Origin of the sequence: Embleya sp. NPDC008237 (assembly GCF_042956465.1) — a bacterium.
In the GTDB taxonomy this organism is placed as follows: Bacteria; Actinomycetota; Actinomycetes; order Streptomycetales; family Streptomycetaceae; genus Embleya.
Genome location: NZ_JBIBGL010000001.1, coordinates 140379 through 163683, shown reverse-complemented (window position 1 = coordinate 163683; position 23305 = coordinate 140379). Strand labels below are relative to the sequence as shown.

Sequence of the window (23305 nt, the reverse complement as noted above, 5' to 3'; positions counted from 1 at the left end):
TATCCCCCGGTCAGGTCGATGCTCCGCCCGATTCGTGCCAGGATTCCACCCGTCACCTCATTCACCGCACCCGTCATACGACAGGAACCCCATGAGCGACACTAACTCTCCGCACGGCTTCGACATCGTCCGCCGTGGGTACGAGCGTTCGCAGGTCGACGACCGCATCACGAAGCTCGTGTCGGACCGTGACAGCGCGCTCGCGAGGATCTCGGCGCTGGAGAAGCGGATCGAGGAACTGCACCTCGAAAGCCAGAACGCGCAGGCCCAACTCGCCGACGCCGAACCGTCCTACGCGGGTCTCGGCGCCCGGGTGGAGAAGATCCTCCGCCTTGCCGAGGAAGAGGCCAAGGACCTGCGCGAGGAGGCCCGCCGCGCCGCCGATCAGCACCGCGAGTTGGCCGAGGCCGCCGCGCAGCAGGTCCGTTCCGACGCCGAGCAGTACGGCAAGGAGCGCAAGGCCAAGGCCGAGGACGAGGGTTCGCGGATCCTCGACAAGGCCAAGAGCGACGCGGCCCAGCTGCGCGGTGAGGCGGCCAAGGACGCGTCGGCCAAGCGTGAGGAGGCCGAGGCCCTCTTCGAGGAGACCCGGGCCAAGGCCGCCCAGGCCGCCGCCGACTTCGAGACCAACCTGGCCAAGCGCCGCGAGCAGTCCGAGCGCGACCTGGCGGCTCGTCAGGCCAAGGCCGAAAAGCGCCTGTCCGAGGTCGAGCACCGGGCCGAGCAACTGCGCCTGGAAGCCGAGAAGCTGCGTACCGACGCCGAGCGTCGCTCGCGTCAGACGATCGAGACAGCGCAGCGCCAGGCCGACGACATCGTCGCCGACGCGCGGGCCAAGGCCGACCGGATCCGCTCGGAGTCCGAGCGCGAGCTGGCCGCGCTGACCCACCGTCGGGACAGCATCAACGCGCAGCTGACCAACGTGCGCGAGATGTTGGCCACCCTCACCGGCGCGGCCGTCGCCGCCGCGGGTGTGAGCGTCGATGACGACGACGACAAGATGCCGGGTGTGCCGGCGCAGCAGAGCCGCTGACACTCCCGCGGGGAGTTTCGGCACGGGCCGTAGCGGCCGATTTCCGCGGCCGGGCGGCGGACGGGTTCCACGAGGACCCGCCCGCCGCCCGGCCGCATTTTCATGACGCAGTCTCGGGGCCCGTCGGCGGGATGCGATTCGTGTCGAATCGTCGGATCCGAGCAGGGTGAACGAGGAGCAACGGGGCATGGGTCGACTCGGCAACATCTGGCCGCGCCGCAGATCGGGGGCGCCCACCGGGAACGGCAGCGCCCCGGATGCGGGCGCGGGCACGGCGGCGGACGGGACCGGCGCACCCGCGCAGCCCGCGGACCCGACCGCAGGCGACCCGACGGCGCCGGGCAAACCGGGGGCCGCGCCGGGGACTTCGGCCGATCCGGCGCCGGTGCCGGTGCCGGTGCCCGTGCAGGCCCGGGTCGGCTCGGCCGACCCCGATCCCGATCCCGATCCGGCGGGCGCGGCCGATCCGGCGCCGCGACCGGACCCGGTCGGTGCCGCGGACGACCCCGCGGCCGACCCCGCCGCCGGCACCGCCGGCGCGCGCGTCGACGCGGGCACGGTCCTCCCGGCGCAGGCCGACGGCGAGGACCCGGCCTCGACCCAGGCCTCGGTCCGGCCGTGGACCGGCGTCGGCTCGCGGTTCGGCGACCCCGGTCAACCGCTGCGGCGTTCGTCGCCGTTCTACATCGGCTTCATCGGCGGCCTCGGGCTGATCACCGCGTGGTTCCTGGCCCAGGCCGTGCTGGGCATCCAGCACGTCCTGATCGTCATCCTGATCTCGTTCTTCCTGGCCGCGGGTCTGAACCCGTTCGTGGAGCGGCTGGAGCGTCGGGGCATGGCCCGGCGCTGGGCGGTGTGCACGGTCGCCCTGGGCTTCGTGGTGGTGACCGCCGGCTTCGCCACCGCGATCGCACAACCGCTGGTCGAACAGACGTCGAGTCTGATCAACTCCATCCCCGACAGCCTCACCGAACTGCGCAACAACGAGAGGTTCCGCAAGCTCGACGAGAAGTACGACATCGTCACCCGGGCCAAGGACTGGGCCGCGGACGCCAATACCGCGCAGAACGTGGCGGGCGGCCTGTGGGGCTTCGGCAAGATGGTGCTGACCTCGGTGTTCGACACGCTCACCGTGATCGTGTTGACGCTCTACTTCCTGGGCGCGCTGCCCAGCATCAAGAACCACCTGTACAACCTGTTCCCGAAGTCGCGCCGAGCCCGGGTGCGGCTGCTCGGCGACGAGATCCTGTCCGGGATCGGCGGCTACGTGAACGGCGCGCTGATCGTGGCCACCTGCGCGGGCCTGTCCTCGTTCATCTTCCTGATGGTCCTGGGCAACGACTACGCACTGCCGCTGGCGCTGGTGATCGCGTTCACCGACCTGATCCCGATGATCGGCGCCACCATCGGCGCCGCGGTGGTGTCGGTCGTGGTCTTCTTCGACTCCCCCGGCAAGGCGCTCACGTGCGTGATCTTCTTCCTGGCCTACCAGCAGTTCGAGAACTACCTGATCTATCCGCGGGTGATGAACCGCGCGGTGAACGTGCCGCCCGCGATCACGGTGATCGCGGCGCTGGTCGGTGGCGCGCTGCTCGGCGTGACGGGGGCATTGCTCGCAATTCCCATCGCAGCCGCCGTATTGCTCATACTCCGCGAAGTGGTCACACCTCGCCAGGATCAAGCCTGAGCTTGTCAATCATCCTGCGGGATGATTCGCGGGACTTCCCTCGAACCTGTGACCGGACCAGGGCCCGCCGTGCGGCTGCCGTCGGCAGCGGCCTTTCGGCCCTAAGCTCGAACCTCAACATCTCAACCAGCTCATGCACCGAAACCATCCTGGGAGTGCGGCAACAGATGATCGAAGCGAGAGGGCTCACCAAACGCTACGGAAACAAGCTGGCGGTGGATCAGCTTTCCTTCCAGGTGCGTCCGGGCTCGGTGACCGGCTTCCTCGGCCCCAACGGCGCCGGTAAATCGACCACCATGCGGATGATCCTCGGGTTGGACGCACCGACCGGCGGCAATGTCACGGTCAACGGCCGCCCGTACGACCACGTCCAGGCCCCGCTGCGGGAGATGGGCGCGCTGCTGGACGCCAAGGCGATGCACGGCGGCCGGACCGCGTACAACCATCTGCTGTGCCTCGCGCAGAGCAACGGCATCCCCAACCGCCGGGTGGACGAGGTGCTCGGGATGGTCGGCCTGACCCAGGTCGCCAAGAAGCGCGCGGGAGGCTTCTCGCTCGGCATGGGCCAGCGGCTGGGCATCGCGTCCGCGCTGCTCGGCGACCCCGGCATCCTGATGTTCGACGAGCCGGTCAACGGGCTCGACCCCGAGGGCATCCTGTGGATCCGCAACCTGATGAAGCAGCTCGCTTCGGAGGGTCGCACCGTCTTCGTCTCCAGCCACCTGATGAGCGAGATGGAGGTGACCGCCGACCACCTGATCGTGATCGGGCAGGGGCGGATGATCGCCGACACCTCGATGCGCGACTTCATCGAGACGAACTCGCAGTCGTTCACGGTGGTGCGCTCGCCGCAGGCGGAGAAGCTCAACACGCTGCTCCAGGGCAAGGGCGCAACGATCACCCCGGACCAGACGGTGCCGGGCGCCTTTCGCGTGCACGAGTTGCCGCCGGCGACGATCGGCGACCTCGCCGCCGAGCACGGCATCGCGCTGCACGAGCTCTCGCCGCGCTTCGACTCGCTCGAAGAGGTCTACATGCGGATGACCCAGCACAGCGTGGAGTACCGCGCCGGGCTGCCGGGCGGCCCGCCGCCCGGATGGGGTGCACCCGGGATGGCACCGCCGCCCGGCTATCCGCAGCAGGGCGGTCCGCAGTTCGCCGGTCCGCCGCCGGGATACCCGCAGCAGGGTGCGCCCGGTGCGCCGTGGGGAGCCCCCGTCGGGGCCCCGGGCGCCGGCGCCCCGAACCTGTCCAAGCCGCAGTCCAACGGAAGCGAGGGCTGAGCGATGGCACAGAACACTCCGCCCCCCATGCCGCAGAACCAACCGCACGTGCCGCAGCAGCCGCACGTGATGGCGCCCGCGCACATGGCCCCTCCGCAGCAGGCACTCCAGCAGCCGGGCGGGCAGTTCGCGTCGCCCGCGCAGCAGGCGCCGTACCCGCCGGTGCAGCAGGTGCAGCTCGGCGGCCAGGTCGGTGGCGGCAACGCGGGCTTCGGTCGGGTGCTGCTGTCCGAGTGGACCAAGATCCGCACGGTCCGCTCGACCATGTGGACGCTGGCCGTGATGGTGCTGCTGATCCTGGGCCTGGGTGTGCTGCTGGCCGGCACGGTCAATCCGGACACCGACGACGACTACGTGAGCATCGCGCTGATCGGCGTGATCATCGCCCAGCTCGCCGCCGCGACGCTGGGCGTGCTGACCATCTCCGCCGAGTACACGACGGGCATGATCCGCACCACGCTGACCGCGTACCCGCGCCGGCTCCAGGTGTTGGTCGCCAAGGGCGTGGTCTTCGCGGGCCTGATGTTCGGGGTCGGTGTGGTCACGATGGGCCTGACCGCCGTGATCGGCAAGTCGATGCTGACCTCGCGGATCGGCGAGTCCAGCGCCGACGTCGACCTGCTCCGCAGCATCGTCGGCGGCTCGCTCTACCTGGCCGTGATCGGTCTGTTCGGCCTCGGCCTGGGCGTGTTGTTGCGGCATTCGGCGGGTGCGATCACCGCGCTGATGGGCGTGATCCTGCTGCCCATGATCATCGGTCCGTTCCTGCCGCACTCGGTCGGCGAGAAGGTCATGGAGTACTCGCCGATGTTCGCGCTCGGAAAGCTGATCGGTGGCGGTGGCGACGACGGCGGCCCGGGCCCGTGGCCCTCGTTGCTGCTGATCGCGGCGTACGCGTCGATCGCGCTGATCGCGGGCGGGATCCGGCTGCGTTCGCGCGACGTGTGACCGGCGCGGTCCACCGGTCCGCCCGGCCGCTCGGCGGGGCGCTCGGCCGGCCGCCTGTCGCGGCGATCGGCTGACCGTTCGTCAAAAATGTTGGTCCGTATACCGAAAAGGTCTCGCTCGACAGTCGTCGGGCGGGGCCTTTCGGCCGTTTTCGGGGCGACTCGCACAGCCACTGAGGGCACATCGAAAGATGGTCCGACGATATGCTCACGTCTCATGTATGGGCAGGGGGATCCAGGAACACCCAACGCAGCGGACGCGGCACCTGTGCGCGTTCCCGCTCCCGTTCACCAGAGCCGGCGCTCGGGGGGCGGAGTGGCTGCGGGGCTCGGTTCCGCGGCGGCCGTCTTCGCATTGGCGGGGATCGCGACCGCCGTCGTCCTGCTGGGCGATTCGGACACCGTGTGGCAGTCGGTACTCGCCGGCACGCTGCTCACCACCGCCGTCGCGCTGTCCTCGATCGCCGCGTGGTTGCGGCACCGGGTCTCCGAGCGGCGCATCGCCCGACTGCGTGAACTGACCGTGCGTCAGGCCGCGGAGGGCGCCCGGCTGGAGGCCGAACGCGCCCGCCTGGAGGCAGAACACGACGAGCTGTTGCGCGGACGCGCCGCACTCGCCGACGAGGAGACCCTGATGCGCGGCCGGGTCCACGACGTGTTCGTGAACCTGTCGATGCGCACACTGACCCTGGTCGAGCGGCAACTGGACCTGATCGAGAAGCTCGAACACGGCGAGGACGAACCCCAGCGGCTCCAGGACCTGTTCCGGCTCGATCACCTCGCCACCCGGATGCGCCGCAACAGCGAGAACCTGCTCGTGCTCGCGGACGCGGACGAGCGACGCGGCCGACGCCCACCGATCCCGCTGCTGGACGTGGTCCGCGCCGGTGTCTCCGAGATCGAGCGCTACGAGCGGATCGACGTCGGCCACGTGCCGCGCGCCGAGGTACTCGGCCGCGCCGCCGACGACGTCGGCCACCTGCTCGCCGAACTCCTGGAGAACGCCGCGGCCTACTCGGCGCCCGAGTCCCGGGTGGAGATCGGCGGCTGGACGCTGGAGAACGGCGAGGTCGTGTTGTCGGTGGACGACAACGGGATCGGCGTACCGGCGGACCGGCTCACCGAGTTGAACTCGCAGATCGAACGGGACAGCACCGAGGAGGAGGCCGCCGGCGGCGCGGGCGGCCTGGGCGTGTTCGTGGTCGGCCGGCTGGCGCGCCGGCACGGCATCAGGGTGCAACTGCGCCCGCGCCCGCAGGGCGGCCTGAGTGCGGTCGTGGTGATCCCGGCGACGGCGTTCAACGGCCTGGGCCCCTCACCCGCCGAGTTCTCCGCCGAGCGGGACCGGGAGCAGGAGCGCGAGCGGGACCGAATGGCCATCCCGGGCGTCGCCCCCGGCGCACGGGCCATCCCGCCCGGCGCCGCCCGCCTGGCGCTGCCGGCACGGCCGGCCGAGGCCGCTGCGACGCCCGCCGTCGCGGTCGAGGCGGCCGGGGTCGAGGCCGTCGCGCCCCCTCGGACCACGTCCGCCGCATCGCGCGGTCCGGTGGTGCCGCGCGAGGATGCCGCGCCGCCCGCCCGGACGCCGAAGGGGCTGCCCAAGCGCACGCCGGCCGCCAACCCCGCGCCGGCGCCGGAGGAGGCTGCGGCGAAGCTGCTCGCCCCGGGCGCACTGTTCGCGGACGCCGAAGCGGGCGAGGCCGCGGTGGCGGAGGCCACCGACCCGCCCCGGGCCGGTACACCGCCGACCGCCGCGCCGGCCGCCACGGTCACCCCGCCGGCCCGGCGCACCGCGGCGCCGAAGCCGCAACCGGCCGCTCCCGCGAAGCCGCACACGGCCGCCGGCGGGGACGGCACGGGGCCCGCCGTCTCCGCGGTCGGCCGCACCCGGCGCGGCCTGCCCAAGCGCCTCGTGGTGGGCGACAACAGCGGTGCGGTGCGCGTGGTTCCCGCCGCGGACACGTCCCGGGACACCGGCGCGCTCTCCGCCGCCGAACTGCGCAAGCGGCTGACCGGCTTCCAGGAAGGTCTGGAGGCGGCCCGCCGGGAGGGCGAGGCAACCGACCCGGTCGCCCCGTCCGACGAAGAACCCACCTTCCCGCCGCCCGCGCGGGAGGAGACAGGAGGTGGAGACCGGTGACCGGGTCGAATGGCACCACGGCACGCGACGTCGACTGGCTGGTGGCCGGCCTGGCCGGGGATGTCCCGGGGGTCCGCGAGGTCGTCCTGGTCTCCTCCGACGGCCTGATGCTGGCCAGCGCGCGCGGCCCGGACGCGACCGCCGCCGCGGCGGACGCGGAGGAGCAACTCGGCGCGATCGTCAGCGGCCTGGTCGCCCTGGCCGAGGGCACCTCGCGCGTGCTCGACATGGGCGCGGTCCGCCAGGAGATCGTCACGATGGCCGAGGGCTACGTCGTGGCGATGTCCATCAGCGACGGCTCCTGCTTGGGCGTACACGCGGGCGGATCCGCCGACTTGGGCGTGATCGCGTACCAGATGACCTCGTTCGTACGGCGCGCCGGCCACGTCCTGACGCCGGCCCTGCGCGCACAGATGCACCAGGACCGTGGAGGTGGTCGCGTTGGCTCCTGACGGCGGTTATTCCGACTACGACGCAGAGCGGGGGTACGCGTCCCGACCCGACACGGGCGGCCGTACCTCGCGCGTGCGCCCCTACACGCTGACCCGGGGCCGCACCCGGTACGGCCACGTGTTGCTCGTGGAGACGCTGGTCACCACGCTGGACTGCCCCCAGGACGAGAGCGGCGACATGCCGGAGGTCGCCCGGATCGTGCACCTGTGCCGAGGGGTTCGGTCGGTGGCCGAGGTGGCCGCGATCCTGCACATGCCGCTCGGCGTGGTGCGGGTACTGATCAGCGACCTGGCCTCGCAGGGCCGAATCAGCGTGTACCAGGCCGAGCACGAGGCCGGCCGACCCGATCGCGCGCTGCTGGAGAGGGTGCTCGGTGGACTACGCAAGATTTGATCTCGGCGGACTCGCCGGACTCGGCGACGAGGTCCCGGCCATCCCGCTGCCCGCCGCGGGTGCGGGCGGTCGGCGGATCGGCGAGGGGCCGCCGATCACCTCGACGAAGATCGTCGTCGCGGGCGGCTTCGGGGTCGGCAAGACCACGCTGGTGGCGGCCGTCTCGGAAATCCCGCCGCTGACCACCGAATCGGTCATGACGGTGCTGAGCGAGGACGTCGACGACCTGTCCGGCCTGCCGGAGAAGCGCACCACGACGGTCGCGATGGACTTCGGCCGAATCACCCTGGAATCCGACCTGGTCCTGTACCTGTTCGGCACCCCGGGGCAGAACCGGTTCTGGTTCATGTGGGACGACCTGGTGCGCGGTGCGGTGGGCGCGATCGTCCTGGTGGACACCCGGCGGCTGGAGGACAGCTTCCCGGCGGTGGACTACTTCGAGCGCTCCGGCATTCCGTTCGTGGTCGCGGTCAACCTCTTCGACGACGCACCGCGCTATCCCGAGGAGGATCTGCGCGACGCCCTGTCGATCAGCCCGCGCACCCCGATGACCGAATGCGACGCCCGAGTCCGGGAAAGCGCGGTCGACGCACTGGCCGAACTGGTCGTGCACGCACTGGAACTCACGCCGTAGGACGGAGGATGGCACCGATGGAGCAGCCGGAGCCGACGTGGCCGGCGGCGGAGATCACCCTGCGCCCGATCGGGTGGGTGTCCTGCCCGCGCGTGGAACTCCTCGACGACCACTGGGGAGACGTGCCCTCGGTGATCCACCTGGACGCCGACCGCTTCGGCCCGGAGGCGCTGGCCGGCCTGTCCGACTTCTCCCACCTGGAGGTGGTCTTCCACTTCCACCGGGTACCGGACGAGGCCATCGAAACCGGCGCCCGCCACCCCCGCGGCAACCCGGACTGGCCACGGGTCGGCATCTTCGCCCAACGCGGCAAGAACCGCCCCAACCGCCTGGCGGTATCGAGATGCTCCATCGAACAGGTCGACAACCTCACCATCCACGTCCGCGGCCTGGACGCCATCGACCACACCCCCGTCCTCGACCTCAAGCCCTACCTGACCGAATTCGCCCCCCGAGGCCAACTCCACCAGCCCCCCTGGTCAACGGCCTTGATGACCAACTACTACACACCCTGACCCACCCAGGCCCACCCACAAGCCACCCCAACGGGGCGGGCACTCAAGGCAAGTCGGCCCGCCCGACGCTTGAGGCCACCCAGCCCCGCCGGCGCTTGAGGCGAACCAGCCCGGCCGGCGCTTGAGGCCACTCAGCCCCGCCGGCGCTTGAGGCGAATAGCCCGGCCGGCGCTTGAGGCCACTCAGCCCCGCCGGCGCATGAGGCGAATAGCCCGGCCGGCGCTTGAGGCCACTCAGCCCCGCCGGCGCATGAGGCGAGCAGCCCGGCCGGCGCATGAGGCCAAACAGCCCCGCCGGCGCATGAGGCGAACCAGCCCGCCCCACCCGAGCTCACCGCACCAAAGGCAGGAAGATCCCGTCCACGATCTCCTCGAGGTCACGATCGTGCGCAGGGGCGAAGGTCGTCAAAAATTCGTGCCGCAACAGGTCGAAGGGAAGTGACTTGATGCGCTCGGTGAGACGTTCCGGGTCGACCTCACCGCGCTCGACGGCTCGGTCGAAGAGCGTGTCCACAGCTTCCTTGCGCCCGGTCGTGAGCGGATCGGTCAGGTCGCTGGGGCGAGTCCCGGTCGCCTGGTAGTAGGCGGCCAGGTGCGCGATCATGACGGTCGCGAGCTGGACACGGGTGGCGTTGATCGCCCGCATGAGGGTGAGGACGTCCCCACGCAGACTTCCCGTGTCGGGAATCTCCAGGCGGGACTCCTTCAGGGTGTGCGCGATGGCCGCCCGGACGAGTTCGTCGCGATCGGACCAGCGGCGGTACAGGACGGGCGGGCTGGTACCCGCGCGCTTGACGACGGCGTCCATCGTGAACTTGGCGTAGCCGTGGATGGTCAGCTCTTCCCAGGCCGCATCGAGGAGAGCCTTCTCCAATGCCGCCCCGCGGCGCCGCTCCGTCATCCGCAACCTTCCCTTGGATAGATTTGCCTATCTTATTCTAGCGCCCTACCCTGACCTCCATAAGATAGACGCGTTATCTTAAGGAGCGTTCATGAAGGCCGACAGCACTCGGTTGCCTTCCGTTGCCGCAGACCCCGACCGCATCGACCCGGCCCTGCGCCGCATGACCTTCACCCTGATCATCGGCGCGCTCGCGGTCATCTTCGACACCACGATCATGAGCGTCGCCATCGACGACCTCGCCGGACGGATGCACGCCTCCCTGGCCACCGTCCAGTGGGTGAGCACCGCCTACCTGCTGGCCCTGGCCACCGTGATGCCCGCCGTCGGCTGGCTACAGGCGGCCCTGGGCGGCAAACGCCTGTGGATCGCGGCGCTCGGCCTGTTCCTCGTCGGGTCGCTGCTGTGCGCCACGGCCTGGAACGCCCCGAGCCTGATCGTCTTCCGGGTGGTCCAGGGCTTCGGCGGCGGCATCATGATGGTGCTGATGACCACGCTGATCATGCAGGCGGCCAAGGGCCGCAACATCGGCAGGATCATGTCCTTGATCACCGTGCCCACCGCCCTCGGCCCGGTCCTCGGCCCGGTGATCGGCGGCGCCATCCTGCACCTGGGCGACTGGCGCTGGATCTTCCTGTTCAACGTGCCCTTCTGCGTCGTCGGCGCCTACCTCGCCGCCCGCAACCTGCCCCGGGACCGGCCCGGTCCCCGCCCTCGCCTCGACGTCGTGGGCATGCTGCTGCTCTCACCCGGAATCGCCGCCGTCATCTACGCCCTGACCCGGATCGGCGGCTCCGAGGGGCCGGCCGGCCTCACCGTGGGTCTGCCCCTCGTCGCCGGGCTCGCCCTCCTGCTCGGCTACCTCGGCTGGGCGCTGCGGCGCGGACCGCACGCCCTGATCGACGTGAGGCTGTTCCGCCACCGCGCCCTCGCCTCCTCGTCGGTGCTGGTCTTCCTGTCCGGCGCGGCCCTGTACGGCACCATGATGCTGCTGCCGCTGTACTGGCAGCAGGTACGCGGCGAGGACGCCCTCGGCGCCGCACTGCTCCTCATCCCGCAGGGCGTGGGCACGCTCCTCTCCCGCTCGCTCGCCGGCCGGTACATGGACCGCTTCGGACCGCGCCCGGTCGCCATCGCCGCCTTCACCCTCACCTGCGCGGCCACCGTGCCGTTCGGCTTCGTCACCGCCTCCACCGACAACACGGCACTGATGGCCGTGCTGTTCGTGCGCGGCATCGGACTGGGCGCCGCCATGATCACGATCATGGGCGCCGCCTTCGTCGGCCTGAAGCCCGAGGAGATCCCCCAGGGCTCCGGCATCAGCCGGGTCGCCCAGCAGATCGGCGGCTCGGCGGGCACCGCCCTGCTCGCCGTGATCCTGCAGCGCACCTCCACCGGCGCCCGCACCCCCTCCGCCCTGGCCTCGGGATTCGGCAACGCCTTCTGGTGGGCCACCGCCTTCACCGCCGCCGCCATCCCGCTCTGCCTCCTCCTCCCGGGCCGCCCCGGCGGACAACCCCCGAACCGAGACACCGCACCCACCAAGGAGCCCACCGAAGTCTGACCACCCGCCACAACCACACCCACCCCACGCAGAACCCCACCGCAGGGCGGGCCGCCAACCGCAGTGCAACCGAGCGCGCGGCAACCGAACTCCCCGCGATTCAAACCTCTTTCCGATCGGCGACCCAGGAGGCCGAAGCCTCGGGACTCCGAGTGATCGAGAACCCCGGAGGATTAACTGTGCAGGCGGCAGTAACCCGGGAGCCCCATAATCTGACTCCTGCAGATTCAGCGAGACAGCAGAGCGTAATCGACAGCTATGTCGCCCGGTTCAATACACCCGTACGCCAGGCAAATGAAGCCGACTCCAAATTCGCCGCGGTCATGACCACATTGCTGCCCGGCGACGTCGCGGAGACTCGGCTGAATTCCTGGCAGAACAGCGTCGAAGACAGCCGGCGCGTAGCCGGTCCGTATGGCGTCGGGCCCGTTCCGAAACTGGATCCCACCCAGACGGCGGGCTGGTGGCGAGGGCTGTCCGAAGAGCACCGAGCCCTATACTTGGCCGCATATCCAAAACAGCTGGGAAGCATGGACGGCCTGCCGGCGGCCGTCCGCAACAAGGCAAATCGCACGGCTCCGGATCAACGCTTGACCGAGCTGTCACCTGCACTGGCCGACGGCAGATCTCCCAATCACGACAAACGCGAATGGGACAATCTCACGGCTGCCAACAAAGCTTTGGTTGTCGGGTATGCCCGGCCGCCCGGCAAGGAGTTGATGCTGCTCAAGTTCGGCGACAGGTTCCTTGACGGCCAGGTGGTCATGTCCATCGGCGACCCTGACAAAGCGAAGCATGTCTCTGTTTCGGCACCCGGGACCGGCGCGACCGTCACCGACGGCCTGGAAGGAGGAATCAAGCGGATCGACGCAATGCAATTCGTGGCCGGAAAACTGACCCCGGGCGCAGGCAACGATTTGGCATCGGTCTTCCGGCTCGACTACGACGCGCCGGAGAATGGGGCAACAGGGCTTTCCGGCAGCATGGTCAAGTGGGATCGGTCTCAAGAGGGAGCGCCGCGTCTTGACTCTTTCCGGGGCACTGTCGTCCCCGCTCCCGTCGAAGCCGAGTACTCACCGCAGGGCCGAACACTCACCGCGGAGCCACGCACTCACCGCGGAGCCGAGTGTGCTCAGCGCGCCAGTTCCGGGAGTACCTCCTTCCCCAAGCGGTTCACGTTCTCCAACGTCGTCGACGGCACGCCCGCGCCCTCGGTGAACAGGAGGAAGCGGGTGATGCCCGTGCGTTCGGCGGTGCGGGAGAGGCGGCGGACGCAGTCGGTCGGGGAGCCGACCGGGTGGATGCGGCACAGGAAGTCGGTGTACTCGGCGGGGTCGCGCATGTGGCGCTGGCGGTCGTCCACGGTCACGTGCGCGGACAGGCCCCGGCGCAGCCACCGGGGCATCGCGCGGCGCAGGGTGTCGGCGGCCTCGCGGTGGGTGTCCGCGACAAAGGCGACGCTCGCGGCGGCATGCTCGACCGCCTTGGGGTCCCGGCCGCACGCGGATGCGGCGCACTCGTAGGTGCGGACCATCGCGGCCTTCTCCGCGTCGTCGGCGTGCATGCCCAGGAGCATCGGCAGGCCGTGTCGGGCGGCCAGCGAGGCGCTCTCCCGCGAGGTGCAGGCGACGATCACCGGCGGGTGCGGGTAGGTGTGCGGGCGCGGCACCACCGGCACCTTGCGGAACGCGAAGTGCTCGCCCTCCGCGCCCACCCGCTGGTGGGTGAGCCAGCGCATCAGCAGGTCCAGCGATTCGGGGAAGGCCTCCTCGTACCGGCGCAGACCGGTGCCGAAGACCTCCAGGTCCACCCACGGCCCGCCGCGCCCGACGCCCAGGGTGAATCGGCCTCCGGACAGTTGGTCCAGCAGGGCGGCCTGCTCACCGAGAGCGACCGGATGCTGGTTCGACAGCACGCTGATGGCCGTCCCCACCCCGATTCGGTGCGTACGCCCCAGTAGCATGGAGGCGAAGGTGACCGCCGACGGGCACAACCCATACGGCACGAAATGGTGTTCGGCGATCCACGCCTCGTCGAACCCGGCCTCCTCCGCGGCGATTCCCGCGTCCATGGCAGCGGTGAGCACCTCACCGTGATCGCCCGCGTCGAACTGTGCCGCCAGCAGGAAGATGCCCAACTTCATCGCGTCCTCCTCGTCGTGACCCCGTCGGCCCAGCGGCCGGACGAGGCCGACGGCGGCGGAACGGGGCGTGGGGCGGGGCGCCCACGACAACACAACGCTCGAAGGACCTCGGAGGTAATCCTTCACCGCTGATGGTTTTCCGCCCGACCGGGCGGCTATCGGCAGGGCACACCGGCGGCCGACCGCCGATCACCGGCGGGCGGCCACCGCGTACCGATCGACGACCGAGGGTCGACGATCACACCCACCGCCGATCGACGACCGTCGACCGGAATGCCCGAGTGCGCACCCGAACACCCATTCGGGACGGACCGAGGCGAACGGCACATCCCACCGGCCTGTGCCTGTCCGACAGGGGCTGCCATACTCCTGGAACCCCGCGGTACTACTTCGCAGTAACCAAGGCGTACTCCCGCTCGGGAGACGCCATTTCAGCAGCGAGGAGCACAGCAGATGACCCGTGACATCAGCACGGTTGGCGTGGTCGGCCTGGGCACCATGGGCGCCGGCATCGTCGAGGTTCTGGCCCGGGCGGGAATCACCGTCGTGGGAGTGGACGTCTCGGACGAGGCCGTCGCGCGCGGCCGGGCCCGGATCGCCGAGTCGACCGCCCGCGCCACGGCGCGCGGCAAGCTGACCGAGGACCAGCAGCGAGACATCTTCGACCGCATCACCCTCGGCACCGACCTGAACGCGGTCGCCGCGGCGGACCTGGTCCTGGAGGCGATACCCGAGCAGCTGGAGCAGAAGCAGGAGCTCTTCGCCCGGCTCGACAAGATCTGTGGGCCGGAGACCATCCTGGCCACCAACACCTCCTCGCTGTCGGTCACCGAGCTCTCGGTGTCCACCGCGCGCTCCTCGCGCGTCGTGGGACTGCACTTCTTCAACCCCGCCCCGGTGATGAAGCTGGTCGAGGTGGTGCGCACGGTGGTCACCGAACCCGAGGTGCTCGCCGACGTCGTCGCGCTCGCCGAGCGGCTGGGCAAGTCGCCGGTGGTGGCCGGCGACCGGGCCGGGTTCATCGCCAACGGGCTGCTGTTCGCGTACCTCAACCACGCGGCGTCGATGTACGAGCAGAAGTACGCCACGCGCGAGGACATCGACGCGGCGATGCGCTTCGGCTGCGGTCTGCCGATGGGCCCGCTCGCGGTGCTCGACCTGGTCGGGATCGACACCGCGTACGAGATCCTGGAGCAGATGTATCGCCAGTCGCGCGATCGCCTGCACGCGCCCGCGCCGATCCTCAAGCAGATGCGTACCGCAGGCCTGCTCGGGCGCAAGAGCGGCCGCGGCTTCTACACCTACGAGCAGGCCGGCTCTCCGGTCGTGGTCGCCGAGGCCGGCGAGTCCGCGGCGGTCGCCGGTACTCCGCGCGACGTGCGCGCGGTGGGCGTGGTGGGCACCGGGACGATGGCCACGGGCATCGTCGAGGTGTTCGCCAAGTCCGGCTACGACGTGGTCTACGTCGCGCGCAGCCAGGAGAAGGTCGAGCGGGTGCGTACGGCGCTGGTCCGCTCGCTGGACAAGCAGATCCAGCGCGGCCGGCTGACCGAGGAGGCCAAGGCCGAGGCGCTGGCCCGGGTGATCGGCTCGACCCGGCTCGACGACCTCGCCTTCGCGGATCTGGTCGTGGAGGCCGTGGTCGAGGAACTGTCGGTCAAGCAGGCCCTGTTCGAGAACTTCGACGAGATCTGCAAGCCCGGCGCGATCCTGGCCACCACCACCTCCTCGCTGCCGGTGATCGACTGCGCGGTGGCCACCTCGCGGCCCGGCGACGTGGTCGGCATGCACTTCTTCAACCCGGCGCCGGTGATGAAGCTGGTCGAGGTGGTGCGTACGGTCGCCACCACGGACGACGTGGTGGCCACCATCCACGAGGTCTGTCGCCGGACCCGGAAGCACGCGGTGGACTGCGGGGACCGCGCGGGCTTCATCGTCAACGCGCTGTTGTTCCCGTACCTGAACGACGCGGTGCGCATGCTCCAGGCCAACTACGCGACGGCCGAGGACATCGACACCGCGATCAAGCTGGGCGCCGGTTACCCGATGGGTCCGTTCGAACTGCTCGACGTGGTCGGGCTGGACGTCTCGCTGGCCATCCAGAAGGTGCTGTTCGCCGAGTTCCGCGAGCCGGGCTGGTCGCCGGTGCCGCTGCTGGAGCACCTGGTGACGGCGGGCTATCTCGGCCGCAAGACCGGTCGCGGCTTCCGGGACTACGCGAAGCGGTAGGGCGGGGCGGACCGGCGCGGGCGTCGCGAGGCCGGGACGTCGGGACGTCGGGACGTCGGGACGTCGGAACGTCGGAACGTCGGAACGTCGGAAGTAAGTAGTACGAGAGGGGTACGGGCGTACGCACCGCGTGCACCCGTACCCTTTTTGTGTGCCGCGTCGTAACAAGCCCACCAGCCGCTCCCGGACCGTAGACCGGGACGAGCCCCGCGACCCCAGCCTCGGCTTCGAGGAGCGCGAGTCGGGGGCCGACGGGGAATGGCTGGTGCGTCCGATCAGCGGTCAGGCGGCGACCAAGACCTATCGATGTCCCGGATGCGACCACGAGATCCCGCCGGGCGTCCCGCACGTGGTCGCGTGGTCCGCGGACGGGCGGGTCGAGGAGCGTCGGCACTGGCATCGTCCGTGCTGGAACAGCCGCGGGCAGCGGCGAATCACCCGGCGACGGTAGAGCCGCGCCCGGCGGCGGCGTCGCGCCCCGTGGCCATCCGCCGACCGGACGGGCGCCGGGAGCGGGTCACGAAGGTCGCCGCGAGCAGCAGCGCCAGGGCCGGCAGGGTCACCGCGAGCACGAGCGGGACGAGCAGCGCGACCGCCGAGCCCGCCACGTGCAGGCCGGCCGCGCCGATCAGGCCGACCCGGGAGGACGAGCCGGTGTGCAGCCGTTCCCGCAGATTGTTCACCGCCCACACCGACCAGATCACGATCACCAGGCCGAGCAGGGCGAAGAAGGCGATGCCGAGGCCGCTCACCAGGGGTCGGCTGTCCACTTCCCGGTCCCGGGTGACACGCAGGACCAACATCGGCGCGACCACGCCGCAACAGGCGACCGCCGCCACCGCCTCGGCGCACAAGGTCACGATGGCCGCGTACGTCACGATGCCCCGGGTCAACGTCATAAGCCGCGATCGTGCCCGCTGGGCGCGGGTTTGTCGAGAGTTCGTTCGAGTCGGGCGCGAGTGACGCCGTCCGGCCCGGCGGGCGGACGGGCCCGGAGGTATCGGGTCGGGTCCGTCCGGCGCACCGGCCCGGTCCACCGCCGCGCGCACGTGCTCGGTGTCGTGGATCGGGTGGCGGGCCGGCCCCTTGCCGGTGGCCGGATCGAACGATGCGGAGGTCTGCCTCCAGGGTCGTGATCACGGCTGGTTCGTTCTTTCGCGCAACACGGACTTCTGCACCTTGCCGGCCGCGGTCAGCGGCAGCGCGTCGACGAACTCGACGCTCCTGGGCGCCTTGTAGCCGGCGATCAACGTCTTCACGTGGGCCCGCAGCAGCTCGGCCGTGAGCTCGCGGCCCGGGTGCAGGACCACGACGGCGTGCACTCGCTCGCCCCACTCGGGGTCGGGCAGGCCGATCACGGCGCAGCCCGCGACGTCCGGGTGTGCGTTGACCGCGTTCTCGACCTCGGCGCTGTACACGTTCTCCGCGCCGGTGACGATCATGTCCTTGAGCCGGTCGACCACCGTGACGTAACCCTCGGCGTCCATGAAGCCCAGATCGCCGGTGTGCATCCAGCCGCCGCGCAGCGCCTGTCCGGTCTCCTCCGGTCGGTTCCAGTACCCCTGCATCACGTGGTCCCCGCGCGAAACGATCTCGCCGACCTCACCGCGGGCGAGTTCCCGCTCGTCCGGGCCGACGATCCGCACCTCCGCGTGGAAACACGGGCGGCCCGCCGAGCGCAGCTTCGCCGGATCCGCGTCCAGATGGTCCCGTGGCAACAACAGCGTTGCCAACGGTGAGAGTTCGGTCTGTCCGTAGGCCTGGATCAGGGCGGTCCCGGGCAGTGCCGCGAGCACCCGGTCGAGCAGCGCGGCGGTGATCGGGGACGCACCATAGGTGAGCAATCGCAGTGAGGACAGGTCATGGTCGGCGAACTTCCGTTGCTCCAGCATCATTTGCAACATCGTCGGGGCCAGGAAGACCTCGGTGATGCGTTCGCGCTCGATGGTCGCGGCGACCTGTTCGGGGTCGAAGAAGGGCAGCACCACCTGCGGTATGCCGACGATCGAGGTCATCAGCGAGACGCCGAACCCGGCGATGTGGAACAGCGGGGCCGCGTGCAGGACGCGGGCGTCCGGGGCGAGCCGGTAGGCCGCGGTGACGATCAGGCCGCCCATCGCGGAGGCGAGCACGTTGTCGTGCGAGAGCATCACGCCCTTGGGGAATCCGGTGGTGCCGCCGGTGTAGAAGATCCCGGCGAGGTCGTCACCACCGCGGTTCGCGTCCGGGATCGGCTCGGCCGCGGCGAGCAGCGCCTCGTAGTCGTGCATCCCGGGCCCGGTCGGCGCGTTGCCCATGTGCACGACCTCGCGCAGGCTCGACGAGGCGGCGCGCAGCGCGGGTACCAGACCGGCGAACGTGTCGTCGACGATCAGTACCGAGGTCTGCGAGTCGTCCAGCGAGAAGGCGACCTCGGCCGCGCTCCAGCGGATGTTCACCGGGTTCAGCACGCCACCGGCCCACGGGATCGCGCTCAGACACTCCAGGTAGCGGGCCGAGTTCAGGGCCAGGATCGCGACCCGGTCGTCCGGCCCGACCCCCAGCCCGCGCAACGCACCGGCGAACCCGGCCACCCGCTCCCGCAGTTCGCGAAACGTGGTGCCGGCGGCGCCGTCGATCACGGCCGTGCGCTCCGGCGTCTGTTGGGCCCATCGGTGCACTGGCTGGGTGATGCCCATGGACTGCTCCTCGCGTGGGAGGGGAGGGGTGCGGCCGTGCGGGACGGCCGAGGCGGGAGGACGACCGGGCGGCAACCGGCCGGGGCGCCGGCGGGCGCGGGAGCGGGAGCGGGAGCGGGTATGCGGAGGCGCGGGCACGCCGTCCAGGCCCGCCCGCGCCGCCGAAGGGTTTCGCCGAGGTCTCAGCAGTCGCGCAACGTCGGTGACTGGTTGAGCAGTTGCCCCCGGATGGAGGTGAACTTGGCGTACCGGTCCGCGTCCGGATTCTCGACCGGGAAGACCGCCACGCGGTGGCAGTTCTGGAACGCCAGCTTGACGCCGAAATGCCGTTCCATCGAGCCGCGAATGGCATCCGAGGCCAACGCGCGCAGCAGTTGCCCGCGCTCGGTCTCGGTGCTGGGCGGCACTTGATTGTCCGCGAACGGGCCGCCATCCACCTGGAGTCGCGTCACCAGCGAGGAGACGAGATTCCAGGCGTACGGCAGCGAGGTGCGCACACAGTCGACGAACTCGGCCTCGTCCACGTCACCGCGTTCGGCCTGTTCCAACAGCTTCGCAGGCACATCGAGCGACATCGGTGCTCCTTCCGGCCGGGGCGTACGCAAGTTCGCCCGGCGGTTCGGGTCGTGTCTCGTACGTGGCAGATGGCGCCCATGCAGCGATCACGACACGCCCGAACGCCCATCCGCTCGGCCCGCACCGTCTCCCGACTCACCGTAGGACATCCGACACACATTGCTCCATAGCGAACCGTCGACGAACCCACCTACGCCCCGGGCAGCCGCCCGGCGGTACAACCGGCCTTGTCCAGGGCCGCGTTGGCGATCCGGACGAGGGTGTCGACGAGGAGAGCACGGTTTCCGGGCCTGGCGGGTGCCACCGGTTCGTCGGCTCGCGGAATCAGTGAGGCGGTCAGGGCACCCTGGGTCGTCGGTCCGCCCTCGAGACACGGCGGCATCTGCACCCATGCCCAGCGGTCGCCGGCGAATCCCACCAATCCGCGTCCGAGCGGGTCGGCATGCTCAGCCTCGATTTCCTCCCCCGTCGGCTCCGATCGAATCGTCCCGGGACCGAAGGTGAAGCTGAAGGCCTTCTCCCGATCGCCGTCCTTCATGCGCACGCTGCACTGGTCGCCGAATTGCGGAAACAGCAGCTTTCCCCCTCCCTCGCGCTGTATCTCGCCGGATCCCAGCAGGTCCCGGACGACCTTGGTATCGACGAGTCCCTTACAACTCCGGGTCTCCACGAAGGATGATGTGCCACCCGAGGAACACCCGCTCAGGACGATCACCCCCACCACTGCAAGGACACCGCGACCGATCGATGGCATCAGGGCTCCAATCCGAGGGCACCGCGCAGGATCTCGCCACCCGACGAATAGGAAGAATCCACCTGATATACCGGGATCCTCGTGCCGGTCGCGTCGAGCCACTGGTCCGACAAACCGAACACATACTCGCGTCCGTTGCCGAAGACCTGGGCGATCTGCCGTCGAGCCTGTTCCGAGGTGTCGGTTTGATGCTTGGCCACGAGCCACTCGACTCCGATATTGACGCCGCGTTCGATGACGTCACCGGCGTTGTCGCCGACGAGCGAAACCACACCACCGAAGATGGACCCGGCCGTCTTGGTGTAGAGCGCGAACTTGTCGTTGGCAGCCTTGTCGCCGGTGATCTGATCGATGCTGATGTTGTGCGCCGTCGCCGCGTCGAAGAGTCCGAAAACCTTGGCGGAGTCGCCGAGGAAGCCCTCCGCGGTGACACCGGGTGGATGCTGCTCCGCGATCGCCCGCAGGCCGAGCCCGGTGAACGCGCTCTCCTTCTCGACCAGTTCCGCCATGCTGCCCGGGTTCCTTGCGATCTCCGAGATGACGCGGGCCAAATCGCTTCGGTCCACGGGAGCGAGATAGTCAGGGGCGCCGGGGAACAGCGGGTCGTGGATCGGCTGTCGCCTGTCCGTCGGATTGCTCATCGTCGCGTGCACCGACTGGATGTTGTTGCCCACCATCTCGACGACGCCGGCTTCGAGTTCCGGTGCGAGGCTCTTCGGCGGCACGTGCTCACCGAGCACGTGCACCGAACTTGCGAACACCTTGGCCATCTCCTCCGTCACCGGCCTGCCGCCGGTCGCCGCGACGAGCGCGTCGCCGGTGGCCGTGACCGAGGACCGCCACGGCTTGCCGGATTCGTCGCGGGCGATCGAGTCCGCCGCGGGGTCGCGTTCGGTGAGGAGATACCGCATGCGCTCGTCGCCACCCGTGGCGAAGAACGAGGACGCGGCGTCCGGGTTGTTGGCCAAGGCCTTCATCAGGCCGGTGATCGGGTCGTACCCGAGGTCCTCGTTACCCAGTCCTTGCAGTTTGATCGTGCCGTCCGCGGCCCACGCCCCCGCGAAGGGGGATACACCAGGCGGGGCGAGGACGCGCATCCAGATCTTGCCTCGGTCGCCTTCCTTGTCCATCCGGAGCATGTCCGTGCCGACCTGTTCCAGGAAGGACCGGTCGTACACACCGCTCCGCAGCAGCACCCCCAGACTCTGGTAGCCGAAAATCGGACCGCCGGACCGCCCGAACGGCCCGGCGGTGGGCCCGGAGATCGTGCCACGCCCGGCGGCGAGCAGCCTGCGCATCCAGTCCGGCTCCTTGGCCAGCGCCGGACTCGCGGTGGCGAGTGTGCTGCCGAGCAGACTCTGGGCCATGCTGGAGTTCTCACCGGTGGGCCAGGAGGCCAGAGTCGTCTGCGCACCGAGCAGCCGCTCGGGACCCAGGTCACGCACGAGCGCCTCGGCGAACACCTCGTCGCCGTCGTATGTGGCCAAGAGCGTGGTGAGTTGCTCCAATTCGGCGGCATCCAGGTCGGGCTTGCGCAGTAGCGTCGTGGCCTGGGCGATGTCCGGCGCGATGCTCCGGTCGGGCGTCGCGTTGAAGTCCTTCGGGTCGCCTCCGACGTTCATCCGCAGCGCGGCGGCGGTCTCGGTGTCTATTCGAGCCGCTTCCTGGAGGATCCGAGTGATGTCGGCCGTGAGGTCGGCGGCGGCCCGAGCCCGCTCCGCCTGGTAGGCGACGACCGCTTCGGGGGTCGCCGGTTCGCCGCCTGCGGACTCCAACGGTCCCCAGGTCACCGCGCCGGTCTCCCGTGAGACTGCCAACTTCCGGGCGGCGGCTTCCTGAAGCACGCCGTCGAGTCTGCGCTGCAGGTCGCGGAGCCGGTCGGCCGCCGTGCTCATGGTCCGGGCCACGGCGTGGATCTCCGCACCGGCTGCGTCGAACTGCTCGCCGGAGCGGCCGATCTCGCGCTGGGCCAAGGGTGCGGCGATGCCGCCGCGCCACGCGCCCGAGACCTGGCGGGTGACGTCGCCGGCCAAGCGCTCGCCCAGGTCGCTCACCACTCGGCCCACCCGTTCCCAGGTCAGCGCGGCCTGCTCCAGGCCGGCCGACCTGGCGTCCAGCACTTGCGCGATCGTCGGCATGCCGGTCACCACCAACCCGCGAACTCGTCGGCCGACCGCTCGTCGACTTCCTTGTACGTACGCGCGCCCTCGGCGAGCTTCGCCGCTCCGGCGGACAACATGGCGCCCAGGTCGCCCGATTGGCTGCGCCAGCGTTGCGCGACGTACAGCAGGGCGACCGCGGTCTCCCAGCCCGGCAGGCCGCTCGCGGCGCTCTCGGCCGATTCGCCGGGCTGCGTCGCGACCGTGGAGAACTCGCCGCGCAGCCCCTCCAGCGCAGTGGCCGCGGCCTGCACCAGTTCGGGCGTGACCCGAAGTGGCTTGCCCGCCGTAATGCTCGTTTCGGTCGCGCGGGCGGGCGGCGAGACCGGATCCCGGGCTGTCTGCGGATCCCGTCCCGGATCCAACACGCGCAGTATGTCGTCCTTCATGCGGCCGCCGCCCCCATTCATCGTCGCGCTGCGTTCGCGACGCTAAACCATGCGTTGGTTTCGAGTCGGTCGGATGGGCGATGAGGTGCGTCACACGAGTCGGGCCAGGGGTGCGGGGGTGGCGGGGGGAGGGGCTTCGGAGGCGGTAGCGTCGGGGGTATGCGTCTCGTCATCGCCCGTTGCTCCGTGGACTACGTCGGGCGACTCACCGCCCACCTGCCGTCCGCTCCCAGGCTCATCCTCGTCAAGCGGGACGGAAGCGTGTCCGTGCACGCCGACGACCGCGCGTACAAGCCGCTGAACTGGATGAGTCCGCCGTGCTCCCTCAAGGAGGGGGACGGTGTGTGGACGGTGATCAACAAGGCCGGCGAGAAGCTGATCATCACGATCGAGGAAGTCCTGCACGACACCTCGCACGAACTGGGCGTCGACCCCGGCCTGGTCAAGGACGGCGTCGAGGCGCATCTCCAGGAACTGCTGGCCGACCGGCTCGACGCACTCGGCGCCGGCTGGACGCTGATCCGGCGCGAATACCCGACGCCGATCGGCCCGGTGGACATCCTGTGCCGGGACGCCGACGGCACCACCGTCGCGGTCGAGATCAAGCGCCGCGGCGAGATCGACGGCGTCGAGCAGCTCACCCGCTATCTGGAGTTGCTCAACCGGGACACCCTGATCGCCCCGGTCAAGGGCGTCTTCGCCGCGCAGGAGATCAAGCCCCAGGCCCGCGTGCTCGCGGTGGACCGGGGCATCGCGTGCGTGACGCTGGACTACAACGCGCTGCGCGGCACCGAGGACGACAAGCTCAAGCTGTTCTGATCCGATCGT

21 protein-coding genes and 1 pseudogene are annotated in these 23305 nt (G+C 70.2%); 14 read left to right on the top strand and 8 right to left on the bottom strand.

Annotation, left to right across the window (positions count from 1 at the left end):
• Positions 1–91: 91 nt before the first annotated feature.
• The 9 genes from ACFZBU_RS00655 to ACFZBU_RS00615 all read left to right on the top strand — a co-directional run bounded on the left by ACFZBU_RS00655 (position 92) and on the right by ACFZBU_RS00615 (position 9085).
• The gene (locus ACFZBU_RS00655) at positions 92–1033 is read left to right on the top strand and encodes a cellulose-binding protein (RefSeq protein ID WP_391581261.1); all 942 of its coding nucleotides are present in this window, start codon (positions 92–94) and stop codon (positions 1031–1033) included.
• A 187-nt stretch (positions 1034–1220) separates the two neighbouring features.
• A complete protein-coding gene (locus tag ACFZBU_RS00650) occupies positions 1221–2720 on the top strand; it encodes an AI-2E family transporter (RefSeq protein ID WP_391581260.1) in 1500 nt (499 codons plus the stop codon).
• Between the two features lie 167 nt (positions 2721–2887).
• Positions 2888–4003 (top strand): ATP-binding cassette domain-containing protein, encoded by a 1116-nt coding sequence (locus ACFZBU_RS00645; protein ID WP_391581259.1) that lies wholly within the window; start codon positions 2888–2890, stop codon positions 4001–4003.
• A 27-nt stretch (positions 4004–4030) separates the two neighbouring features.
• Positions 4031–4951 carry an ABC transporter permease gene (locus tag ACFZBU_RS00640; RefSeq protein ID WP_391581258.1) on the top strand — a complete coding sequence of 307 codons (921 nt, stop codon included), beginning with the start codon at positions 4031–4033 and terminating at the stop codon, positions 4949–4951.
• Between the two features lie 315 nt (positions 4952–5266).
• Positions 5267–7090, top strand: coding sequence for a sensor histidine kinase (locus ACFZBU_RS00635; RefSeq protein ID WP_391581257.1), 1824 nt, complete (start codon positions 5267–5269; stop codon positions 7088–7090).
• Positions 7087–7542 (top strand): roadblock/LC7 domain-containing protein, encoded by a 456-nt coding sequence (locus ACFZBU_RS00630; protein WP_391581256.1) that lies wholly within the window; start codon positions 7087–7089, stop codon positions 7540–7542. Before ACFZBU_RS00635 ends, ACFZBU_RS00630 begins: the two co-directional genes overlap by 4 nt.
• A 73-nt stretch (positions 7543–7615) precedes the next feature.
• A complete protein-coding gene (locus ACFZBU_RS00625; protein ID WP_391581775.1) occupies positions 7616–7936 on the top strand; it encodes a DUF742 domain-containing protein in 321 nt (106 codons plus the stop codon).
• A 40-nt stretch (positions 7937–7976) separates the two neighbouring features.
• Positions 7977–8570 carry an ATP/GTP-binding protein gene (locus tag ACFZBU_RS00620; protein WP_391581774.1) on the top strand — a complete coding sequence of 198 codons (594 nt, stop codon included), beginning with the start codon at positions 7977–7979 and terminating at the stop codon, positions 8568–8570.
• A gap of 17 nt (positions 8571–8587) precedes the next feature.
• Positions 8588–9085, top strand: coding sequence for an SAM-dependent methyltransferase (locus tag ACFZBU_RS00615; RefSeq protein WP_391581255.1), 498 nt, complete (start codon positions 8588–8590; stop codon positions 9083–9085).
• 330 nt (positions 9086–9415) lie between these two features.
• On the opposite strand, the gene ACFZBU_RS00610 is transcribed toward ACFZBU_RS00615, so the two are convergent.
• Complete coding sequence (locus tag ACFZBU_RS00610) at positions 9416–9985, bottom strand: TetR/AcrR family transcriptional regulator (protein WP_391581254.1); 570 nt, start codon at positions 9983–9985, stop codon at positions 9416–9418.
• 91 nt (positions 9986–10076) lie between these two features.
• Here ACFZBU_RS00610 and ACFZBU_RS00605 point away from each other — a divergent pair, with 91 nt between their 5' ends.
• Together ACFZBU_RS00605 and ACFZBU_RS00600 are read left to right on the top strand one after the other, a co-directional pair.
• Entirely contained in the window at positions 10077–11549 is a 1473-nt protein-coding gene (locus ACFZBU_RS00605; RefSeq protein WP_391581253.1) for an MDR family MFS transporter, read from the top strand.
• Positions 11550–11872: 323 nt separating this feature from the next.
• Positions 11873–12580 (top strand): annotated as a pseudogene (locus ACFZBU_RS00600) (alpha/beta hydrolase); the annotation flags it as partial.
• Between the two features lie 101 nt (positions 12581–12681).
• Here the strand turns inward: ACFZBU_RS00600 and ACFZBU_RS00595 are convergent.
• Positions 12682–13692: an LLM class flavin-dependent oxidoreductase gene (locus tag ACFZBU_RS00595; RefSeq protein ID WP_391581252.1), complete on the bottom strand. Its 1011-nt coding sequence runs from the start codon at positions 13690–13692 to the stop codon at positions 12682–12684.
• 453 nt (positions 13693–14145) lie between these two features.
• On the opposite strand from ACFZBU_RS00595, the gene ACFZBU_RS00590 reads away from it, so the two are divergent.
• Complete coding sequence (locus ACFZBU_RS00590) at positions 14146–15921, top strand: 3-hydroxyacyl-CoA dehydrogenase family protein (RefSeq protein WP_391581251.1); 1776 nt, start codon at positions 14146–14148, stop codon at positions 15919–15921.
• Between the two features lie 151 nt (positions 15922–16072).
• Complete coding sequence (locus tag ACFZBU_RS00585) at positions 16073–16372, top strand: hypothetical protein (protein WP_391581250.1); 300 nt, start codon at positions 16073–16075, stop codon at positions 16370–16372.
• Here the strand turns inward: ACFZBU_RS00585 and ACFZBU_RS00580 are convergent.
• From ACFZBU_RS00580 to ACFZBU_RS00555, 6 genes are all read right to left on the bottom strand, one after another.
• Positions 16356–16820, bottom strand: a complete 465-nt coding sequence (locus ACFZBU_RS00580) for a hypothetical protein (RefSeq protein WP_391581249.1) — start codon at positions 16818–16820, stop codon at positions 16356–16358. The two genes, ACFZBU_RS00585 and ACFZBU_RS00580, sit on opposite strands and share 17 nt — an antisense overlap.
• Positions 16821–17057: 237 nt before the next feature.
• Entirely contained in the window at positions 17058–18599 is a 1542-nt protein-coding gene (locus tag ACFZBU_RS00575) for a long-chain-fatty-acid--CoA ligase (protein ID WP_391581248.1), read from the bottom strand.
• Positions 18600–18781: 182 nt separating this feature from the next.
• Entirely contained in the window at positions 18782–19174 is a 393-nt protein-coding gene (locus tag ACFZBU_RS00570; RefSeq protein ID WP_391581247.1) for an SCO5389 family protein, read from the bottom strand.
• Between the two features lie 191 nt (positions 19175–19365).
• Complete coding sequence (locus ACFZBU_RS00565; protein WP_391581246.1) at positions 19366–19929, bottom strand: hypothetical protein; 564 nt, start codon at positions 19927–19929, stop codon at positions 19366–19368.
• A complete protein-coding gene (locus ACFZBU_RS00560) occupies positions 19929–22067 on the bottom strand; it encodes a hypothetical protein (RefSeq protein ID WP_391581245.1) in 2139 nt (712 codons plus the stop codon). Before ACFZBU_RS00560 ends, ACFZBU_RS00565 begins: the two co-directional genes overlap by 1 nt.
• 5 nt (positions 22068–22072) lie before the next feature.
• Positions 22073–22477: a WXG100 family type VII secretion target gene (locus tag ACFZBU_RS00555; protein ID WP_391581244.1), complete on the bottom strand. Its 405-nt coding sequence runs from the start codon at positions 22475–22477 to the stop codon at positions 22073–22075.
• Between the two features lie 159 nt (positions 22478–22636).
• On the opposite strand from ACFZBU_RS00555, the gene nucS reads away from it, so the two are divergent.
• A complete protein-coding gene (gene nucS / locus ACFZBU_RS00550) occupies positions 22637–23296 on the top strand; it encodes an endonuclease NucS (RefSeq protein ID WP_391581243.1) in 660 nt (219 codons plus the stop codon).
• Positions 23297–23305: the final 9 nt, after the last annotated feature.